Source organism: Streptomyces sp. GL_140 (genome assembly GCF_057834465.1).
This window is the reverse complement of sequence record NZ_CM174404.1, coordinates 2,133,335-2,147,632: the sequence shown is the minus strand read 5'-3', so window position 1 is coordinate 2,147,632 and position 14,298 is coordinate 2,133,335. Positions and strand designations below refer to the sequence as shown.

General features: G+C 74.8%; 11 protein-coding genes and 1 riboswitch. Of the genes, 3 read left to right on the top strand and 8 right to left on the bottom strand.

Annotation, left to right across the window (positions count from 1 at the left end):
* Positions 1-76 precede the first annotated feature (76 nt).
* Positions 77-1,501 carry an Rv2231c family histidinol phosphate aminotransferase CobC gene (gene cobC / locus AC3IYJ_RS10085; RefSeq protein WP_489400971.1) on the bottom strand — a complete coding sequence of 475 codons (1,425 nt, stop codon included), beginning with the start codon at positions 1,499-1,501 and terminating at the stop codon, positions 77-79.
* Positions 1,502-1,629: 128 nt separating this feature from the next.
* On the opposite strand from cobC, the gene AC3IYJ_RS10080 reads away from it, so the two are divergent.
* Positions 1,630-2,388 carry a ZIP family metal transporter gene (locus AC3IYJ_RS10080; protein ID WP_489402763.1) on the top strand — a complete coding sequence of 253 codons (759 nt, stop codon included), beginning with the start codon at positions 1,630-1,632 and terminating at the stop codon, positions 2,386-2,388.
* A gap of 35 nt (positions 2,389-2,423) precedes the next feature.
* On the opposite strand, the gene AC3IYJ_RS10075 is transcribed toward AC3IYJ_RS10080, so the two are convergent.
* The 7 genes from AC3IYJ_RS10075 to AC3IYJ_RS10045 all read right to left on the bottom strand — a co-directional run bounded on the left by AC3IYJ_RS10075 (position 2,424) and on the right by AC3IYJ_RS10045 (position 11,033).
* A complete protein-coding gene (locus tag AC3IYJ_RS10075) occupies positions 2,424-3,857 on the bottom strand; it encodes a cobyrinic acid a,c-diamide synthase CobB (RefSeq protein WP_489402762.1) in 1,434 nt (477 codons plus the stop codon).
* Between the two features lie 11 nt (positions 3,858-3,868).
* Positions 3,869-4,468: a cob(I)yrinic acid a,c-diamide adenosyltransferase gene (gene cobO, locus AC3IYJ_RS10070; protein WP_489400970.1), complete on the bottom strand. Its 600-nt coding sequence runs from the start codon at positions 4,466-4,468 to the stop codon at positions 3,869-3,871.
* A complete protein-coding gene (locus AC3IYJ_RS10065) occupies positions 4,468-6,579 on the bottom strand; it encodes a putative cobaltochelatase (protein ID WP_489400969.1) in 2,112 nt (703 codons plus the stop codon). Before AC3IYJ_RS10065 ends, cobO begins: the two co-directional genes overlap by 1 nt.
* Before the next feature lie 112 nt (positions 6,580-6,691).
* The gene (locus AC3IYJ_RS10060; protein ID WP_489400968.1) at positions 6,692-8,212 is read right to left on the bottom strand and encodes a cobyric acid synthase; all 1,521 of its coding nucleotides are present in this window, start codon (positions 8,210-8,212) and stop codon (positions 6,692-6,694) included.
* Entirely contained in the window at positions 8,209-9,195 is a 987-nt protein-coding gene (locus AC3IYJ_RS10055; RefSeq protein WP_489400967.1) for a cobalamin biosynthesis protein, read from the bottom strand. Before AC3IYJ_RS10055 ends, AC3IYJ_RS10060 begins: the two co-directional genes overlap by 4 nt.
* A gap of 37 nt (positions 9,196-9,232) precedes the next feature.
* Positions 9,233-9,383: riboswitch (cobalamin riboswitch) on the bottom strand.
* A 125-nt stretch (positions 9,384-9,508) separates the two neighbouring features.
* Positions 9,509-9,730, bottom strand: a complete 222-nt coding sequence (locus AC3IYJ_RS10050) for a hypothetical protein (RefSeq protein ID WP_330295740.1) — start codon at positions 9,728-9,730, stop codon at positions 9,509-9,511.
* 28 nt (positions 9,731-9,758) lie between these two features.
* Entirely contained in the window at positions 9,759-11,033 is a 1,275-nt protein-coding gene (locus AC3IYJ_RS10045) for an inorganic phosphate transporter (RefSeq protein ID WP_489400966.1), read from the bottom strand.
* Positions 11,034-11,464: 431 nt separating this feature from the next.
* Here AC3IYJ_RS10045 and AC3IYJ_RS10040 point away from each other — a divergent pair, with 431 nt between their 5' ends.
* Together AC3IYJ_RS10040 and AC3IYJ_RS10035 are read left to right on the top strand one after the other, a co-directional pair.
* Positions 11,465-12,604 (top strand): alpha/beta hydrolase family protein, encoded by a 1,140-nt coding sequence (locus AC3IYJ_RS10040; protein ID WP_489400965.1) that lies wholly within the window; start codon positions 11,465-11,467, stop codon positions 12,602-12,604.
* Positions 12,605-12,757: 153 nt separating this feature from the next.
* Complete coding sequence (locus AC3IYJ_RS10035; RefSeq protein ID WP_489400964.1) at positions 12,758-14,245, top strand: hypothetical protein; 1,488 nt, start codon at positions 12,758-12,760, stop codon at positions 14,243-14,245.
* Positions 14,246-14,298 lie beyond the last annotated feature (53 nt).

Sequence of the window (14,298 nt, the reverse complement as noted above, 5' to 3'; positions counted from 1 at the left end):
AGATCCTCGCGCACCGCGGTTCCGGGGGCCACGCCCTCGCACACGAAATGCGGCCGTCCGGGTGAAGCGGCAGGGATCAGCGGGTGGCCAGCGCCATGTCCAGGGCCTGGAGGAGCCGGCCCGTCGTCGCGCGGTCGCGGACCGCCAGGCGCAGCCAGGAGCGGTCCAGGCCCGGGAAGGTGTCCCCGCGGCGGGCGGCGAAGCCCAGCGCGCGCAGCCGGGTGCGGACCTCCATCGCGCCCTCGATCCGGATCAGCACGAACGGGCCCTCGGCCACGCCCGCCACCGAGACCTCCTCGAACTCCGCGAGTCCGGCGAGCAGGTGCTCGCGGTCCACCGCGATCTGCCGGGCCGCGGCCTCCGCCTCGGCCAGCGCCGCCGGGGCCACGCAGGCCTCGGCCGCCACCAGCGCCGGCGTGGAGACCGGCCAGAGCGGCTGCGCGGCCGCCAGCTTCGCGATCACCCCGGGCTCGGCCAGCACGTAGCCGATGCGCAGCCCGGCCAGCCCCCAGGTCTTGGTCAGGCTCCGCAGCACCACCAGCCCCGGTATGTCCGTCCGCCCGGCCAGCGCCTCCCGCTCGCCCGGGACCGCGTCCATGAACGCCTCGTCCACCACCAGGATCCGGCCGGGCCGGGCCAGCGCCGCCAGGGTGGCCGCCGGGTGCAGGACCGAGGTCGGGTTGGTCGGGTTCCCGACCACCACGAGGTCCGCCTCGTCGGGCACCGCCGCCGGGTCGAGGCGGAACCCGTCCGCCGCGCGCAGCACAACCCGTTCCACCTGGTGGCCCGCGTCGCGCAGGGCCGCCTCCGGCTCGGTGAACTGCGGGTGCACCACCACGGGCCGTACGCAGCCCAGGGCCCGCGCGATGAGCACGAAGGCCTCCGCGGCCCCCGCCGTCAGCAGCACCCGCTCGACCGGCACCCCGTGGCGCAGGGCCACCGCGGCGCGGGCCCGGCGGCCGTCGGGGTAGGCGGACAGGGCGTCGAGCGAAGCCGCGATCCGGTCCTTCAGCCACTGCGGGGGCGTGTGGGCCCGTACGTTCACCGCGAGGTCCACCAGGGCCGCGCCCGAATCCGCCACCTCCGCGTCCCCGTGGTGGCGCAGGTCGTGCGTGTGGGCGGTGGCGACCGCGCAGGTCGCCGCCACCGACCGGCGCTTGGGCACGAGGAGCTCCCCGCCCCCGGCCAGTGCGGCGGCCTCGGCCACCGACGGGGTGCCGGCGGCCTCGCGCGCCGTGTCCGAGGGGTGCGGCACGGCGATCTTGGCCAGCCGGTCGGCGGGATAGCTGAGCAACGGCACGCCGAAACGTTCCGCCGCGCCCGCGATCCCCGCTTCCGCCGCCTTCGCCTCCACCGTGGCCAGCGCCGTGACGGCCTTCGCCGACAGGCCGGCCCCGCGCAGGGTCTCCTCCACCAGCGCGCAGACCTCGGCCACGGACACCCCCGCGCGGCCGCCGACACCGACCACAAGCTGCGTCGCGTACTCGCCCACCAGGTTCACCCGTTCCAGTCGATTTCGGTCGTCGTGCTCGTAGCGGCCGTCGTGTCCGTCGCGGTCGTCAACCGCCCGTGGTCCGCCACCCGGGCGCTGAAGTGCGCGGGCGGCCAGGAGTCGGTATGCAGGGGCACATGGCCGTGATCGTGGCGTTGGGCGCGTTCCTGATGACCCTGGCAGGCGGATGGACGGCGCAGCGCGTCACCGACCGCCGCCACCTCGTGCTGGGCCTGGCGGGCGGGCTGATGCTCGGCGTCGTGGGCCTCGACCTGCTGCCGGAGGCCATGCACGCCGCGGGCTCCGAGGTGTTCGGGGTCCCACTCGCCCTGCTGCTCTTCGTCGGCGGGTTCCTGGTCGCGCACTGCGTGGAACGCGTGCTGGCCGTCCGCCAGGCCTCCCACGGAGGCGAGAACGGGTCCGCGCACGGGCACGGGCACGGCGACCACGCGGCGCGGGTGCCCCAGGTCGGCCTGACCGCGGCCTCCGCCATGGTCGGCCACAGCCTCGCCGACGGGGTGGCCCTCGGAGCCGCGTTCCAGGTCGGCGGCGGAATGGGCGTGGCCGTGGCGCTGGCCGTCATCACCCACGACTTCGCCGACGGGTTCAACACGTACACGCTCACCCGCCTCTACGGGAACGCCCGCCGCAAGGCGATGATCATGCTCTTCGCGGACGCGGTGGCCCCCGTCGTGGGCGCCGCGTCCACTTTGCTGTTCACCCTTCCGGAGGAACCCCTCGGGGCGTACCTCGGATTCTTCGGCGGGGTCCTGCTCTACCTGGCCGCCGCCGAGATCCTGCCCGAGGCCCACCACAAGCACCCCGCGCTGTCCACCCTGATGTGCACCGTGGGCGGAGTGGCCGGGATCTGGCTGGTGGTGGGCCTGGCGGACTGACCGGAGCGGGGTCCGGAGCGACGCGGGTCTTCCGCTCACCGGTGCGCTGCCGCGGCTTCGGCGAACCGCAGGGCCACGGACGGCTCCGCCGCCCAGTGGGTGTGCAGGTAGCTGGCGTGCACCCCGCGCCGCACGAAGCCCTCGACGCGGCGTTCCGGATGTGTGAAGCCCCAGGCGGGCTCGGGGCCGGCGCCCGGCTCGATCACCGTGCGGTGGAACTCGTGCCCGCGCAGCCGGGTACCGGCCGGTGCGAGGACGCTGTCGGACACCGCGACCGCCTCGCGGTAGCCGAGCGTGAGCCGCTCCGACATCCGCGCGTCGGCGTCGAGCACCCCGCACATGGGCTTCCCGTCCAGCGAACGGGCCAGGTACAGCAGCCCGGCGCACTCGGCGGCCACCGGGCCGCCGCCGGCGGCGAACGCCGCGACGGCCGCGCGGAGCGGCTCGTTGGCGGACAGCTCGGGGGCGTACACCTCGGGGAACCCGCCGCCTATCACCAGGCCGGTGGTTCCGTCGGGGAGCGCCTCGTCCCGCAGGGGGTCGAAGGTGACGACCTCCGCGCCGGCTGCCCGCAGCAGCTCCGAGTGCTCGGCGTAGGAGAAGGTGAAGGCGGCCCCTCCGGCGACGGCGATGACGGGTCCCCCACCCCGCCCCTTCCCGAAACCGGGCTCCGCCCGGACCCGGTCCTCAAACGCCGGACGGGCTGGATGATCCAGCCCCGTCGGCGTTTGAGGCGCGGGGTACAAAGCCTGCTCCGGAGCCCAGGCCTGGCAAGCCAACGGCGGGGCCGTCCGGGCCAGGGCCATCAGGGCGTCCAGGTCGCAGCCCTGGCGGACCTGGTCCGCCAGCGCCGCCACCGAGGCGACCGCGTCGCGACGCCGCTCGGCCACCGGAACCAGCCCCAGGTGCCGCGACGGCGCAGCCACCTGCGGAGCCCGCCGCAGGACGCCGAGCACCGGCATCCCGGCCTCCTCCAGCGCCTCCCGCAGCATCACCTCGTGCCGGTCGGAGCCGACCTTGTTCAGGATCACGCCGCCCAGGCGCACCTGCGGGTCGAACGAGGCGAAGCCGTGCACCAGCGCCGCCACCGACCGCGACTGCGAGGACGCGTCGACGACCAGCACCACCGGCGCCCGCAGCAGCTTGGCCACCTGCGCCGTGGACGCCAGCTCACCCCGCCCCGCGGCCCCGTCGTAGAGGCCCATGACCCCTTCGACGACGGCCAGATCGCAGCCGGCCGCGCCGTGCGCGAACAGCGGAGCGACCAGCTCCGGCCCGCACATGAAGGAATCCAGGTTGCGCCCCGGCCGGCCGGTGGCCAGCGCGTGGTAGCCCGGGTCGATGTAGTCGGGCCCGGCCTTGTGCGGGGACACGGCCAGGCCGCGCTCCGAGAAGGCCGCCATCAGGCCGGTGGCCACGGTGGTCTTGCCGCTGCCGGAGGACGGCGCGGCGATGACGAGCCGCGGCATGTCGAACGAAGTCACCACTCGATGCCCTTCTGGCCCTTCTGGCCGGCGTCCATCGGGTGCTTGACCTTGGTCATCTCGGTCACCAGATCCGCGAACTCCACCAGCTTCTCCGGCGCGTTGCGGCCGGTGATCACCACGTGCTGGGTGCCGGGACGGCCCCGCAGCACCTCGACGACCTCGTCGACGTCGATCCAGCCCCAGTGCATCGGGTACGCGAACTCGTCCAGCACGTACAGCTTGTGCGTCTCGGCGGCCAGGTCGCGCTTGACCTGCTCCCAACCTTCCTTGGCCGCCTGCTCGTTGTCGAGCTGCGCGTCGCGCTGGACCCAGGACCAGCCCTCGCCCATCTTGTGCCAGACGACCGGGCCGCCCTCGCCGGAGGCGCCGAGCACCTTCAGCGCGTTCTCCTCGCCGACCTTCCACTTCGCCGACTTGACGAACTGGAACACCCCGATCGACCAGCCCTGGTTCCAGGCGCGCAGCGCCAGGCCGAAGGCCGCCGTCGACTTGCCCTTGCCCGGTCCGGTGTGGACGAAGACGAGCGGGCGGTTGCGGCGCTGACGCGTCGTGAGTCCGTCGTCCGGAACGACGGACGGCTGTCCCTGCGGCATTACGCGGCCCTCCTGAGGGTCGGGGATGAGGTACGTACGTCTTTTTTGAGCCCGGCCTTCACGAGCCCGGCCAGCGAGTCGGCCCGCAGCCCGTCCAGCGTGATGGCCGGTCCGCCCAGGTCGGCGGCCAGCACTCCGGCCAGCCCCAGCCGGACCGGCCCCGACTCGCAGTCCACGACCACGGAGGTGACCCCTTCGGCCGCCAGCAGCCGGGCACTGCGGCCGGACAGCTCACGGGGGTTGCCCTCGACACCGCCGGCCGAGGTGGCCCGCCCGTCGGTGACGACCACGAGCAGCGGCCGTCGGCTGGGGTCCCGCAGCCGCTCGATCCGCAGCACCTCGCGGGCCTTGAGCAGCCCGGCGGCCAGCGGGGTGCGCCCGCCGGTCGGCAGCTTCTCCAGCCGGGCGGCGGCGGAATCGACGGAGGAGGTGGGCGGCAGGGCCAGCTCGGCGGTGGCGCCGCGGAAGGTGATCAGACCGACCTTGTCGCGGCGCTGGTAGGCGTCCAGCAGCAGCGACAGCACGGCGCCCTTGACCGCGCTCATGCGCTGCCGGGCGGCCATGGAGCCGGAGGCGTCGACCACGAAGAGGACGAGGTTGCCCTCGCGGCCCTCGCGCGTCGCCTGCCGCAGGTCGTCCTTGCGGATCACCAGCCCGCGCCCGGCACGTCCGCGCGCCCGCTGGTGCGGGGCGGCCGCCTGGATGGTCGCAGCCAGGTGCAGCTTCGTCAGGTGGCCCCGGGGCTGCTGGGCGCCGGTGGTGCGCCCGTGCGCCGTACGGGCGCGCGAGCGGCGGCCGGACGCACCCTCGCCGAGCCCCGGGACGCTGAGCATCTTGGTGCGGAACGGCTCGGAGGCCCGTACGGCGGCCTGCTCGGGCACCTCGGCGTCCTGCCGGGAGGGTTCCGGCTCGGGGGCCTCGGCGGGCTGCTCGGGCTGGTTCTCCGGCTGACCGTCCTCCTCGGCCTCGGGGGCGTCGGGACCAGACCCCTGCGGGGGAACGCCGCCGCCCCCGTCGTCACCGCCGCCGTCCGGGCCGTCGTCGTCCGGTCCCTCGCCGGGACCCTCCGGCTCCGGCTCCGGCTCGTGGTCGGGCTCGTCGTCGGGGAACTGGTCCAGGATCCGGTCGAGCTTCTCCTCGTCGAGGCCGGGGGCGTCGAAGGGGTTGCGCCGGCGCCGGTGGGGGAGGGCCAGCAGGGCGGCCTGCCGGACGTCCTCCTTGCGCACCTCGGTCCGCCCGGCCCAGGCGGCCAGGGCGGTCGCGGTCCGCGCCATCACGATGTCGGCGCGCATGCCGTCGACCTCGAAACCGGCGCAGGTCGCGGCGATCTGCAGCAGCGAGGTGTCACCGAGGACCACCTTCGGGAGCAGGCTCCGGGCGGCCACCACACGGGCGCGCACCTCGTCCTCGTCCCCGGCCCAGCGGCCGGCGAAGGCCGCGGGGTCGTCCTCGTAGGCGAGCCGGCGGCGAACGACCTCGACCCGCTGGACGGGCTCGCGGGAGGCGGCGACCTCCACGGTCAGCCCGAACCGGTCCAGGAGCTGCGGGCGCAGCTCGCCCTCCTCGGGGTTCATGGTGCCGACGAGGAGGAAGCGGGCGGCGTGCCGGACGGAGATGCCCTCGCGCTCCACGTAGGAGGCGCCCATCGCGGCGGCGTCGAGGAGCAGGTCGATGAGGTGGTCGTGGAGGAGGTTGACCTCGTCCACGTACAGGATCCCGCGGTGCGCGTCGGCCAGCAGACCGGGCTCGAAGGCCTTCACGCCCTCGGCGAGTGCCCGTTCGATGTCGAGGGCGCCGACCAGGCGGTCCTCGGAGGCGCCGACGGGAAGCTCGACCATCCGGGCGGGCCGGTCGGCGCCGGGACCGTTCTCGTGCGGGCCGTCGGGGCAGCCGGGGTCCGGGGCGGCGGGCGCGCAGCTGAACCGGCAGCCGGGAACCACGTCGACCTGCGGCAGCAGCGTGGACAGCGCGCGGACGGCGGTGGACTTGGCCGTCCCCTTCTCGCCGCGCACGAGCACACCGCCGACCGCGGGGCTCACCGCGTTGAGCAGCAGCGCGAGGCGCAAGTCGGTTTGGCCGACCAGTGCGGTGAACGGGTAGGGCGTGCTCACGTGTTGCTCACTCCTTCGAAGGTGCGGACCGTTGTCGTTTGAGGCGCGGGTCCGGGCAGAGCCCGGGGAACGGTGGAAGGGCGGGTAGGGGACAAGCCCCGCAGGGTGCCCGTCACGGCGCACCCGGCGGGAGGAAGGGGAGGCCCGTGGGGGCACCGTCCTCGATGAGCCGGAGCAGCGCACGCGTATCGGCGTGTTCCTCGATCAGGTCGCCCAGGAGGTCCAGCTGTTCCTCCCGCAGCGCGGCGAAGGAGGTGTCCGGGGCCGGGACGAAACGGCGGCCCGCCGCCGCGGCGACCTCGCGCAGGAAGGCCCGGCGGAAGCCGTCCGACTCCAGCGAGCCGTGCCAGTGCGTGCCCCACACCTCCCCGACCCGGCAGCCGTCCAGGAAGGGGGTCCCGCCCAGGACTTCGGCCACGCCGTGGTGGATCTCGTAGCCCTCGACGGACTCGCCCAGCGCCGTCCCCACGGGCCGCGCCAGGGTCTTCTCCCGCTCGAAGCGGACGCGCACCGGCAGCAGCCCGAGCCCGTCCACCTCGCCGGCCCGGGACTCGACCTCGTCGGAGATCCGCTCGCCCAGGACCTGGAAGCCGCCGCAGATGCCCAGCACCGGCCGCCCCTCGGCGGCCCGGCGCGCCAGCGCGTCGGCCAGTCCGCGCTCCCGCAGCCAGGCGAGGGCCTTCACCGTGCCGCGGGTGCCGGGTACGACGACCAGGTCCGCGTCGGTTAGTTCCTCGGCCCGGTCCACGAACCGCACCACCACCCCCGGCTCCGCCGCGAGCGCGTCCACGTCCGTGAAGTTCGACATCAGCGGGACCGCGCACACGGCGACCCGCAGCACGTCCTCGCCGACGGGCGGGGCGACCACGGATTCCCGTACCGCACCCCGAAGGGAGACCCGCAGGCCGTCCTCCTCGTCGATGCCCAGACCGTGCTGGAAGGGGAGGACGCCGTACGTGGCGCGCCCCGTCAGCCCGCGCAGCATCTCCATGCCCGGCTCCAGCAGCGAGACGTCGCCGCGGAACTTGTTGACCAGGTAGCCCGCGATCAGCGACTGGTCCTCGGGGGAGAGGAGCGCCGTCGTACCGAAGAAGGACGCGAAGACCCCGCCCCGGTCGATGTCGCCGACCACGACCACCGGGAACCGCGCGGCCCGCGCGATGCCCATGTTCACGATGTCGGTGCGCCGCAGGTTGATCTCGGCCGGGCTGCCCGCCCCCTCGCAGATCACGGCGTCATACGTGCCCCGCAACTGCTCCAGGCAGTCCGTCACGATGCCGAGCAGCTGTTCCTGGCGGCCGCCGTGGTAGCCGCGGGCGCTCATCTCGCCCACCGGCTTGCCCAGCAGCACCACCTGGCTGCTCCGGTCGCTGCCGGGCTTGAGCAGCACCGGGTTCATCAGCGCGGTCGGCTCTACGCGCGCGGCCTGCGCCTGCATGGCCTGCGCCCGGCCGATCTCCGCGCCCTCGCGCGTGACGAAGGAGTTCAGCGACATGTTCTGCGCCTTGAACGGGGCCACCTTCACCCCGCTGCGCGCCAGCCACCGGCAGATGCCCGCCGTGACCACGCTCTTGCCCGCGTCCGATGTCGTACCGGCGACGAGGAGTCCGCCGCCGCGCTGCGCGCCGCTCATGCGCGTCCCTTCCCAGACCTGTGTGAACCGCGTGGACCGCGTGAAACGCCCGACACCGCGCACCGCACCGCCACGCACGCGGCCAGCGCCGCCCACGTCACCTGCCGCGACAGCCGCACCGCCCGCTCGATGTCGGCGACATCCACCGGCCGCCCCGCCGCGCCGTTGAGCACGGCGCGGTGCTCGACGCGGCCCCCGTACGCCAGGGTCCCGCCGAGGCGTACGCCGAGCGCCCCGGCGAAGGAGGATTCCACCGGCCCCGCGTTCGGGCTCGGGTGCTTGGCCGCGTCCGCGCGCCAGGCCCGTACGGCTCCCCGCCGGTCGGGTCCGGCCAGTACGGCGGCCAGGGCCGTCAGCCGGGCGCCCGGCCAGCCCGCGAGGTCGTCGAGGCGGGCCGAGGCCCAGCCGTAGCGCAGGTAGCGGGGGGACCTGTGGCCGACCATCGCGTCCAGGGTGTTCACGGCGCGGAAGGCGAGCAGTCCGGGGACGCCGCCGACGGCGCCCCACACCAGGGCCCCGACCACCGCGTCGGAGGTGTTCTCGGCGACCGACTCCACGACGGCGCGGGCCATCTGCTGCTCGTCCAGGGCCTGCGGGTCGCGTCCGCACAGGTGCGGCAGCCGCTCGCGGGCCGTTTCGGCGTCCCCGGCGGCGAGCGCCCCGCCGATGGCGCGGGCCTCACGGCCCAGCGAGGTGCCGCCCACGACGGCCCAGGTGGCGGCGGCGGTCAGGGCTATGCGGGCCGCGGCGGCCCGGGAGCGCACGGCGCGGGCGCCCAGCGCGCCGATGGCGGCCGCGCCTCCGGCGCACACCAGGGTGTGCAGGGCGCCGCGGGCGCGGTCGTCGCGCCACAGGGCGCGTTCGACCGCGGCGGCGGCTCGTCCGAAGGCGGCCACGGGGTGCCCTCGGCGCGGATCCCCGAGGATCCGGTCGCCGATCAGGCCGGCCGTGGCGCCGTACGCGAAAACGCGATCGGCACGCATGGTGGCAGGTATGTCCTCACTCAGGGTCCGCGCCCTGGTTCGACGTGTCCGGCGGCGAGAGTTCCTGGCTCCCGGTCGCACTCGGCTGGAGTGCTCCGGTGACAGTGGCGGGACCGCGCCGGATTCGCACCGGACTTCCTCTCCATGCCGCCGTATTGGCTCGGGCAGTCCACCACGCACCGCGAAGGCCCGTCAACTCGCCGTTGACCTGCGGTGGGGTGGTGGAGACGGGTGGGCCGCGGCGGGTCCGGGGCACGAGAAAGCTCCCCCCGGGGCGAACCCGGAGGGAGCCTTCACACGCGCTGCCCGGAGCTCAGGCGACGATCAGGTAGATCCCGTAGCTGACGGCCGCCGCGCAGAGCGCGAAGCAGGCGTAGGCGCCGGTACGGGCCAGGGTGGCGGCGCCGCCCTGCTCGGTGGCGGCCTCGTGCTTGGACAGGCCCATCAGACCGAGGGTGAACAGGGTCACGAGGACGACGGTGGCGGTGAGGCTGACCCCGAAGACGGAGCCGAGTGCTGCCCAGTCGATCTTCATACTGCGGATTCCTCTGTCGTTCTCGGGGTCAGACCGCCGCGGCCGGAGCCGCGGGGGTCGCCGGGGCGGCCGGGATGGTGGCCTTGAGGGCCTCGTCCGTCACGGCGGCAGTGGTGCCCGCGGTGGCGGGGCCCGCGACCGGCGGGACGGTGACGGCGGCCATGGCCGTGGTGACCACGCCGGGAGCCTCGGCGGCGGCCGGGGCGACCTCGTTGACGTTGGTGTGGTCGACGACCTGGCGGCGCGAGATGAACCAGATGGCGACGCAGGAGGCGACCAGGAAGACCGCGACGGCGACGACGCCGATGTCACCGATGCGCATGACCCGCTCGGCGCCGGCCGAGACCAGGGCGGCGGCCGGCAGGGTCAGGCCCCAGGCCATGAACATGCGCGAGGCGGTGGACCAGCGGACCACACCGCCCTTGCGTCCCAGACCCGAACCCATCACGGCGCCGGAGCACGCGTGGGTGGTGGAGAGGGAGAAGCCGAGGTGGGAGGAGGCCAGGATGACGCTGGCGGCCGAGGTCTGGGCGGCGAAGCCCTGCTGCGGCTGCAGGTCGGTCAGGCCGCTGCCCATGGTGCGGATGATGCGCCAGCCGCCCAGGTAGGTGCCCATCGCGATGGCCAGACCGGCGGAGACGATGACCCAGACCGGCGGGTTGGAGCCGGGGGCGATGGCGCCGCCGGCGACGAGCGCCAGGGTGATGATGCCCATCGTCTTCTGCGCGTCGTTGGTGCCGTGCGCCAGCGAGACGAGCCCGGCGGAGGCGATCTGACCGGCGCGGAAGCCCTTGGCCGAGGTCTTCTCGCCCATGCCCTTGCCGACCTTGTACGTGACCTTCGTGGCCAGGTACGCGGCGACGCCGGCGACGATCGGCGCGGCGACCGCGGGGATCAGCACCTTGGTGACGACGACGCTGCCGTTGACCGCGCCCATGCCGGCCGAAGCGACCGCGGCACCGATCAGGCCGCCCATCAGGGCGTGCGAGGAGCTGGAGGGCAGTCCGACCAGCCAGGTGACGAGGTTCCAGAGGATCGCGCCGACCAGGGCGGCGAAGATGACCTCCGGCTGGATGCCTTCCTCGTTGACCAGGCCCTTGGAGATCGTCTTGGCGACCTCCACGGACATGAAAGCGCCGACGAGGTTGAGCACGGCGGACATGGCCACCGCAGTCTTGGGCTTGAGGGCGCCGGTCGAGATGGTGGTGGCCATCGCGTTGGCCGTGTCGTGAAAACCGTTCGTGAAATCGAACACGAGAGCGGTGATGATCACGATCCCGAGGAGAAGCGTTATGTGCTCCATTTACCCAGGCTTCTGTTTGACGTCAGTGGTTCGTGGACCGTAGGCAACCTGAATGAACGGAAGGTGAACTGGCGGGGGTCGTACGGTGTATCGATCCGGCACCCGATCGGGACCTTCGTCCCGGTACCGCCGCGGATCCGTCGATTGATGCACGTCACGGGCGGGTCGGGGCCCCCTCCCGGGTGGGACTTCCGGTACGGACCCACGCGCGGGCGGCCTGCCGGAAGAGACCCAGATCACGCTCCGGTGAGCCGCTCCCGCGCCCTCCGGCTTCCCCGCGAAGACCCGCCGGTCGCCTTCCGGCCACCCTCCGCCGTCCCTTCCGGTTCTCGCCGTATCCGCCTTCCGCTTCTCCTCCGGTCCGCCCGGAACCAGGGGCGCCGCGATCTCCTCCGGTGGCCCGCCGCCGGATCCGCCTCGACACTGGAGCGGTGCGTACCGCCACAGCGACGGCAGCAGCCGTCACCACGACTCTTCTGGGCGCCGGCGCGGCCGTCACCGCCGCCGCCCTCGCCGGGCGGTACGCCGCCGACGCGGCCCTGCGGACCGAGCCCGGCCACCCGCTCCCGGGCAGCCCCCGGCTCACCGTCCACTCCACCGCCGCCGGCCGGGTCGAACTGACCCGGTCACTGGCCTCCCTGCGCCCCGGCACCTACGGGCTGACCGCGCCCGGGGTGCACGCCGTGGTCGGGCCCGTCCTCCCCGACGCCCCGCACGGCCCCGACACCGTGGTGCGCAGGCTCGTGGCCGTCACCCACGGCAGCCTCGAACCCGGCACCCGCGTCACCCTCACCCCCCAGGTCCACCTGGGCAATCCGAGCTCCGCCCTCGGGCTGGACCACGCAGACGTGGACGTCCCGGGCGAGCTCGGCGCACTGCCCGCGTGGTTCGTGCCCGCCGCCCGCGACACCTGGGTGATCACCGTCCACGGACTCGGCGCGACCCGCGAGCACCCGATGGTGGTGATGCCCTTCCTGCACCGCCAGCGGATGCCCGTCCTGGACCTCGGCTACCGCGGAGACCTCGGCGCCCCCGAGTCCCCGGACGGCCTCGGGCACCTCGGCGAGTCCGAATGGCGCGATCTCGACGCCGCGATCCGCTACGCCCTGCGCTACGGAGCCCGCCGCGTGGTCCTGCACGGCTGGTCCACCGGCGCCACCATGGCCCTGTACGCGGCCGAGCGCTCGGCGCTGTCCGACCGGATCTCCGGACTGGTGCTCGACTCTCCCGTCCTGGACTGGCACGCCACCCTGAGGGCCCTCGCCGCGGCGCGCCGGACCCCGGCCGCGCTGCTCCCGCTCGCGGTCAAGGCCGCCGAGGGCCGGGCGGGACTGCGCGCCGACCGCCGGGCCCCGGGATCGGACCCGGCCGCGCTGCGGGTCCCCGTCCTGATCTTCCACGGCCCCGACGACACCCTCGCGCCCTGGGAGCCCTCCCGCCGGCTCGCCGCCGCCCGCCCGGACCTGGTGACGCTGCGCCCCGTCCGCGAGGCCGGGCACGGGGCGATGTGGAACGCCGACCCGGCGGGATACGAGGAGGCGCTGCGCCGCTTCCTGACCCCTCTTATGTGACGCCCCATGTGACGGACCGTCCGCCGCGGTGTCCGAAGAATGTGCGTCGGATGGGGCGGTGAGGGCGGGTTGCCCCGGTCTGTCCCATCGGCGCATTGTGGCAATGGCCGGTTCCGTTTGGGCTTTCGGCCGGTGACGGGCGAGACTGCTCACGTGACGTCCCGAAAGCCTGATGAGCAGTTGGCTCGCGACTCCAGACTCCGACTCGTCTACCCGCGGTCCGTGGGTACGGCCCGCAAAGCGGTGACCGACCGGCGGACCCGGACCGCCCCCAGGCCTCCGGCGGGCACCCCCGCCACGGCCGACCTGGCGAACAGAGCCCGCGCCTCGCTCGCCGACGCCGTGCGGCTCGCCCGCTGGGCCGAGCTCCACCTCGGCGCCGGAGACGGCGGCAGGCCGGCACCGGCGGGTGCCCTGCCCGCCGCCGATGTCGAACGCGCCGCCGCGCAGCTGCGCCTGACGCCCGGCCAGATCCGGGTCGGCTGGGACCGCTCCCGGCTGGCCGGCCTGGTCGAGGTGCACGGAGGCCATGCCCGGCCGGGCTGGCGCCTGCGCGCCTGGGACCGGGACGACTCCGCCGTGCTCCGCGGCTGGGTCGCCCTCTTCGACGCCTGGTCGCTGGTCCACCCCGCCCCCGCCGACATCGCCCCCGCGGCCGTCGCCGAGGTCGTCGAGGCCATGCCCCAGCTGCTCTCCCTGCTCCAGCTCTCCGCCGGTCCCGTGACCGTCCCCGACCTGCTGGACCTGCTCGGGCAGCGCGTCGACGAACTGCGCGACGAGCGGTGCGAGGTCCCCTACGAGGCCACCGCGCAGGCGGACGGCCCCGAGCAGGACGGCCCCGAGCACGACGGCCCCGAGCACGACGGCTCCGGTCAGGACGGCTCCGGTCCGTCCGATCCCGGACAGGCCGCGCCCCCCGTACCGCTCGCCCGGCTGCTGCGCTGGGCCCTCGGCGGACTGGCGGCCGTCGACGCCGTCACCCTCGGTCCCGCCCGGGCCACCCTCACCCCGCTCGGGAGCTGGGCCGTCTGGGTCAAGCTGGAGCAGATCTGCGTCGCCGCGCAGAGCCCGGCCGGGAACATCGAGCAGTCCGCCGCCGCGATGCTCCACGGCTGCGCGCGGCTCACGCCGGGCCCGGCCCGCGCCGAGTACCAGGCCTGGCTGGCCGCCCGTCCCGTCGGCCACGCCGTCTCCGAGCTGCTGCTCGCCGCCCGGGGCGAGGACGCCCTGCTGCGCGGGCTCGCCTTCGAGGCGCTGCGCGTGGTCGGGGCCCCGGCCGAGCCCGAGGTGCGCGCGGCCACCCGCGAGGCGGCCCTGCGGCCCTACGCCCTGCTCTGGCTCGCCGAGCACGACGGGGTCGACCCCGACGAGGCGCAGGACGTGCTCACCGCCGAGGAGCAGACCTGGCTCTGGGTGGACACGGCGGCAGCCATCGCCGACCACGGCGAGGCCGAGCTGCTCGCCCGCCACCTGGACTCGGCCGTGCGGACCACGGTCCCGCGGCTGCTGGACGAGGTCCGCGCGGTCGGTCATCCCCGGACGGTGCAGGTGCTGGTCGCGCTGGCCGCCGCCCACCCCGACCCGGCTCTGGCCAAGGCGGTCCGACGGGCGGCCTTCCAGGTCCACACCGGCGGTTCCTGAGACCCCGCGGGCCCGAGGGCTCCGCGGGGCCCCGTCGCCGGAAGCGCGCCGGA

What these genes read in the sequence shown, in the direction of transcription:
- AC3IYJ_RS10060 (WP_489400968.1), bottom strand. Translation starts at nt 8,212, where the DNA reads ATGAGCGGCGCGCAGCGCGGCGGCGGACTCCTCGTCGCCGGTACGACA.
- AC3IYJ_RS10050 (WP_330295740.1), bottom strand. Translation starts at nt 9,730, where the DNA reads ATGAAGATCGACTGGGCAGCACTCGGCTCCGTCTTCGGGGTCAGCCTC.
- AC3IYJ_RS10045 (WP_489400966.1), bottom strand. Translation starts at nt 11,033, where the DNA reads ATGGAGCACATAACGCTTCTCCTCGGGATCGTGATCATCACCGCTCTC.
- AC3IYJ_RS10080 (WP_489402763.1), top strand. Translation starts at nt 1,630, where the DNA reads ATGGCCGTGATCGTGGCGTTGGGCGCGTTCCTGATGACCCTGGCAGGC.
- AC3IYJ_RS10075 (WP_489402762.1), bottom strand. Translation starts at nt 3,857, where the DNA reads ATGCCGCGGCTCGTCATCGCCGCGCCGTCCTCCGGCAGCGGCAAGACC.
- cobO (WP_489400970.1), bottom strand. Translation starts at nt 4,468, where the DNA reads ATGCCGCAGGGACAGCCGTCCGTCGTTCCGGACGACGGACTCACGACG.
- AC3IYJ_RS10055 (WP_489400967.1), bottom strand. Translation starts at nt 9,195, where the DNA reads ATGCGTGCCGATCGCGTTTTCGCGTACGGCGCCACGGCCGGCCTGATC.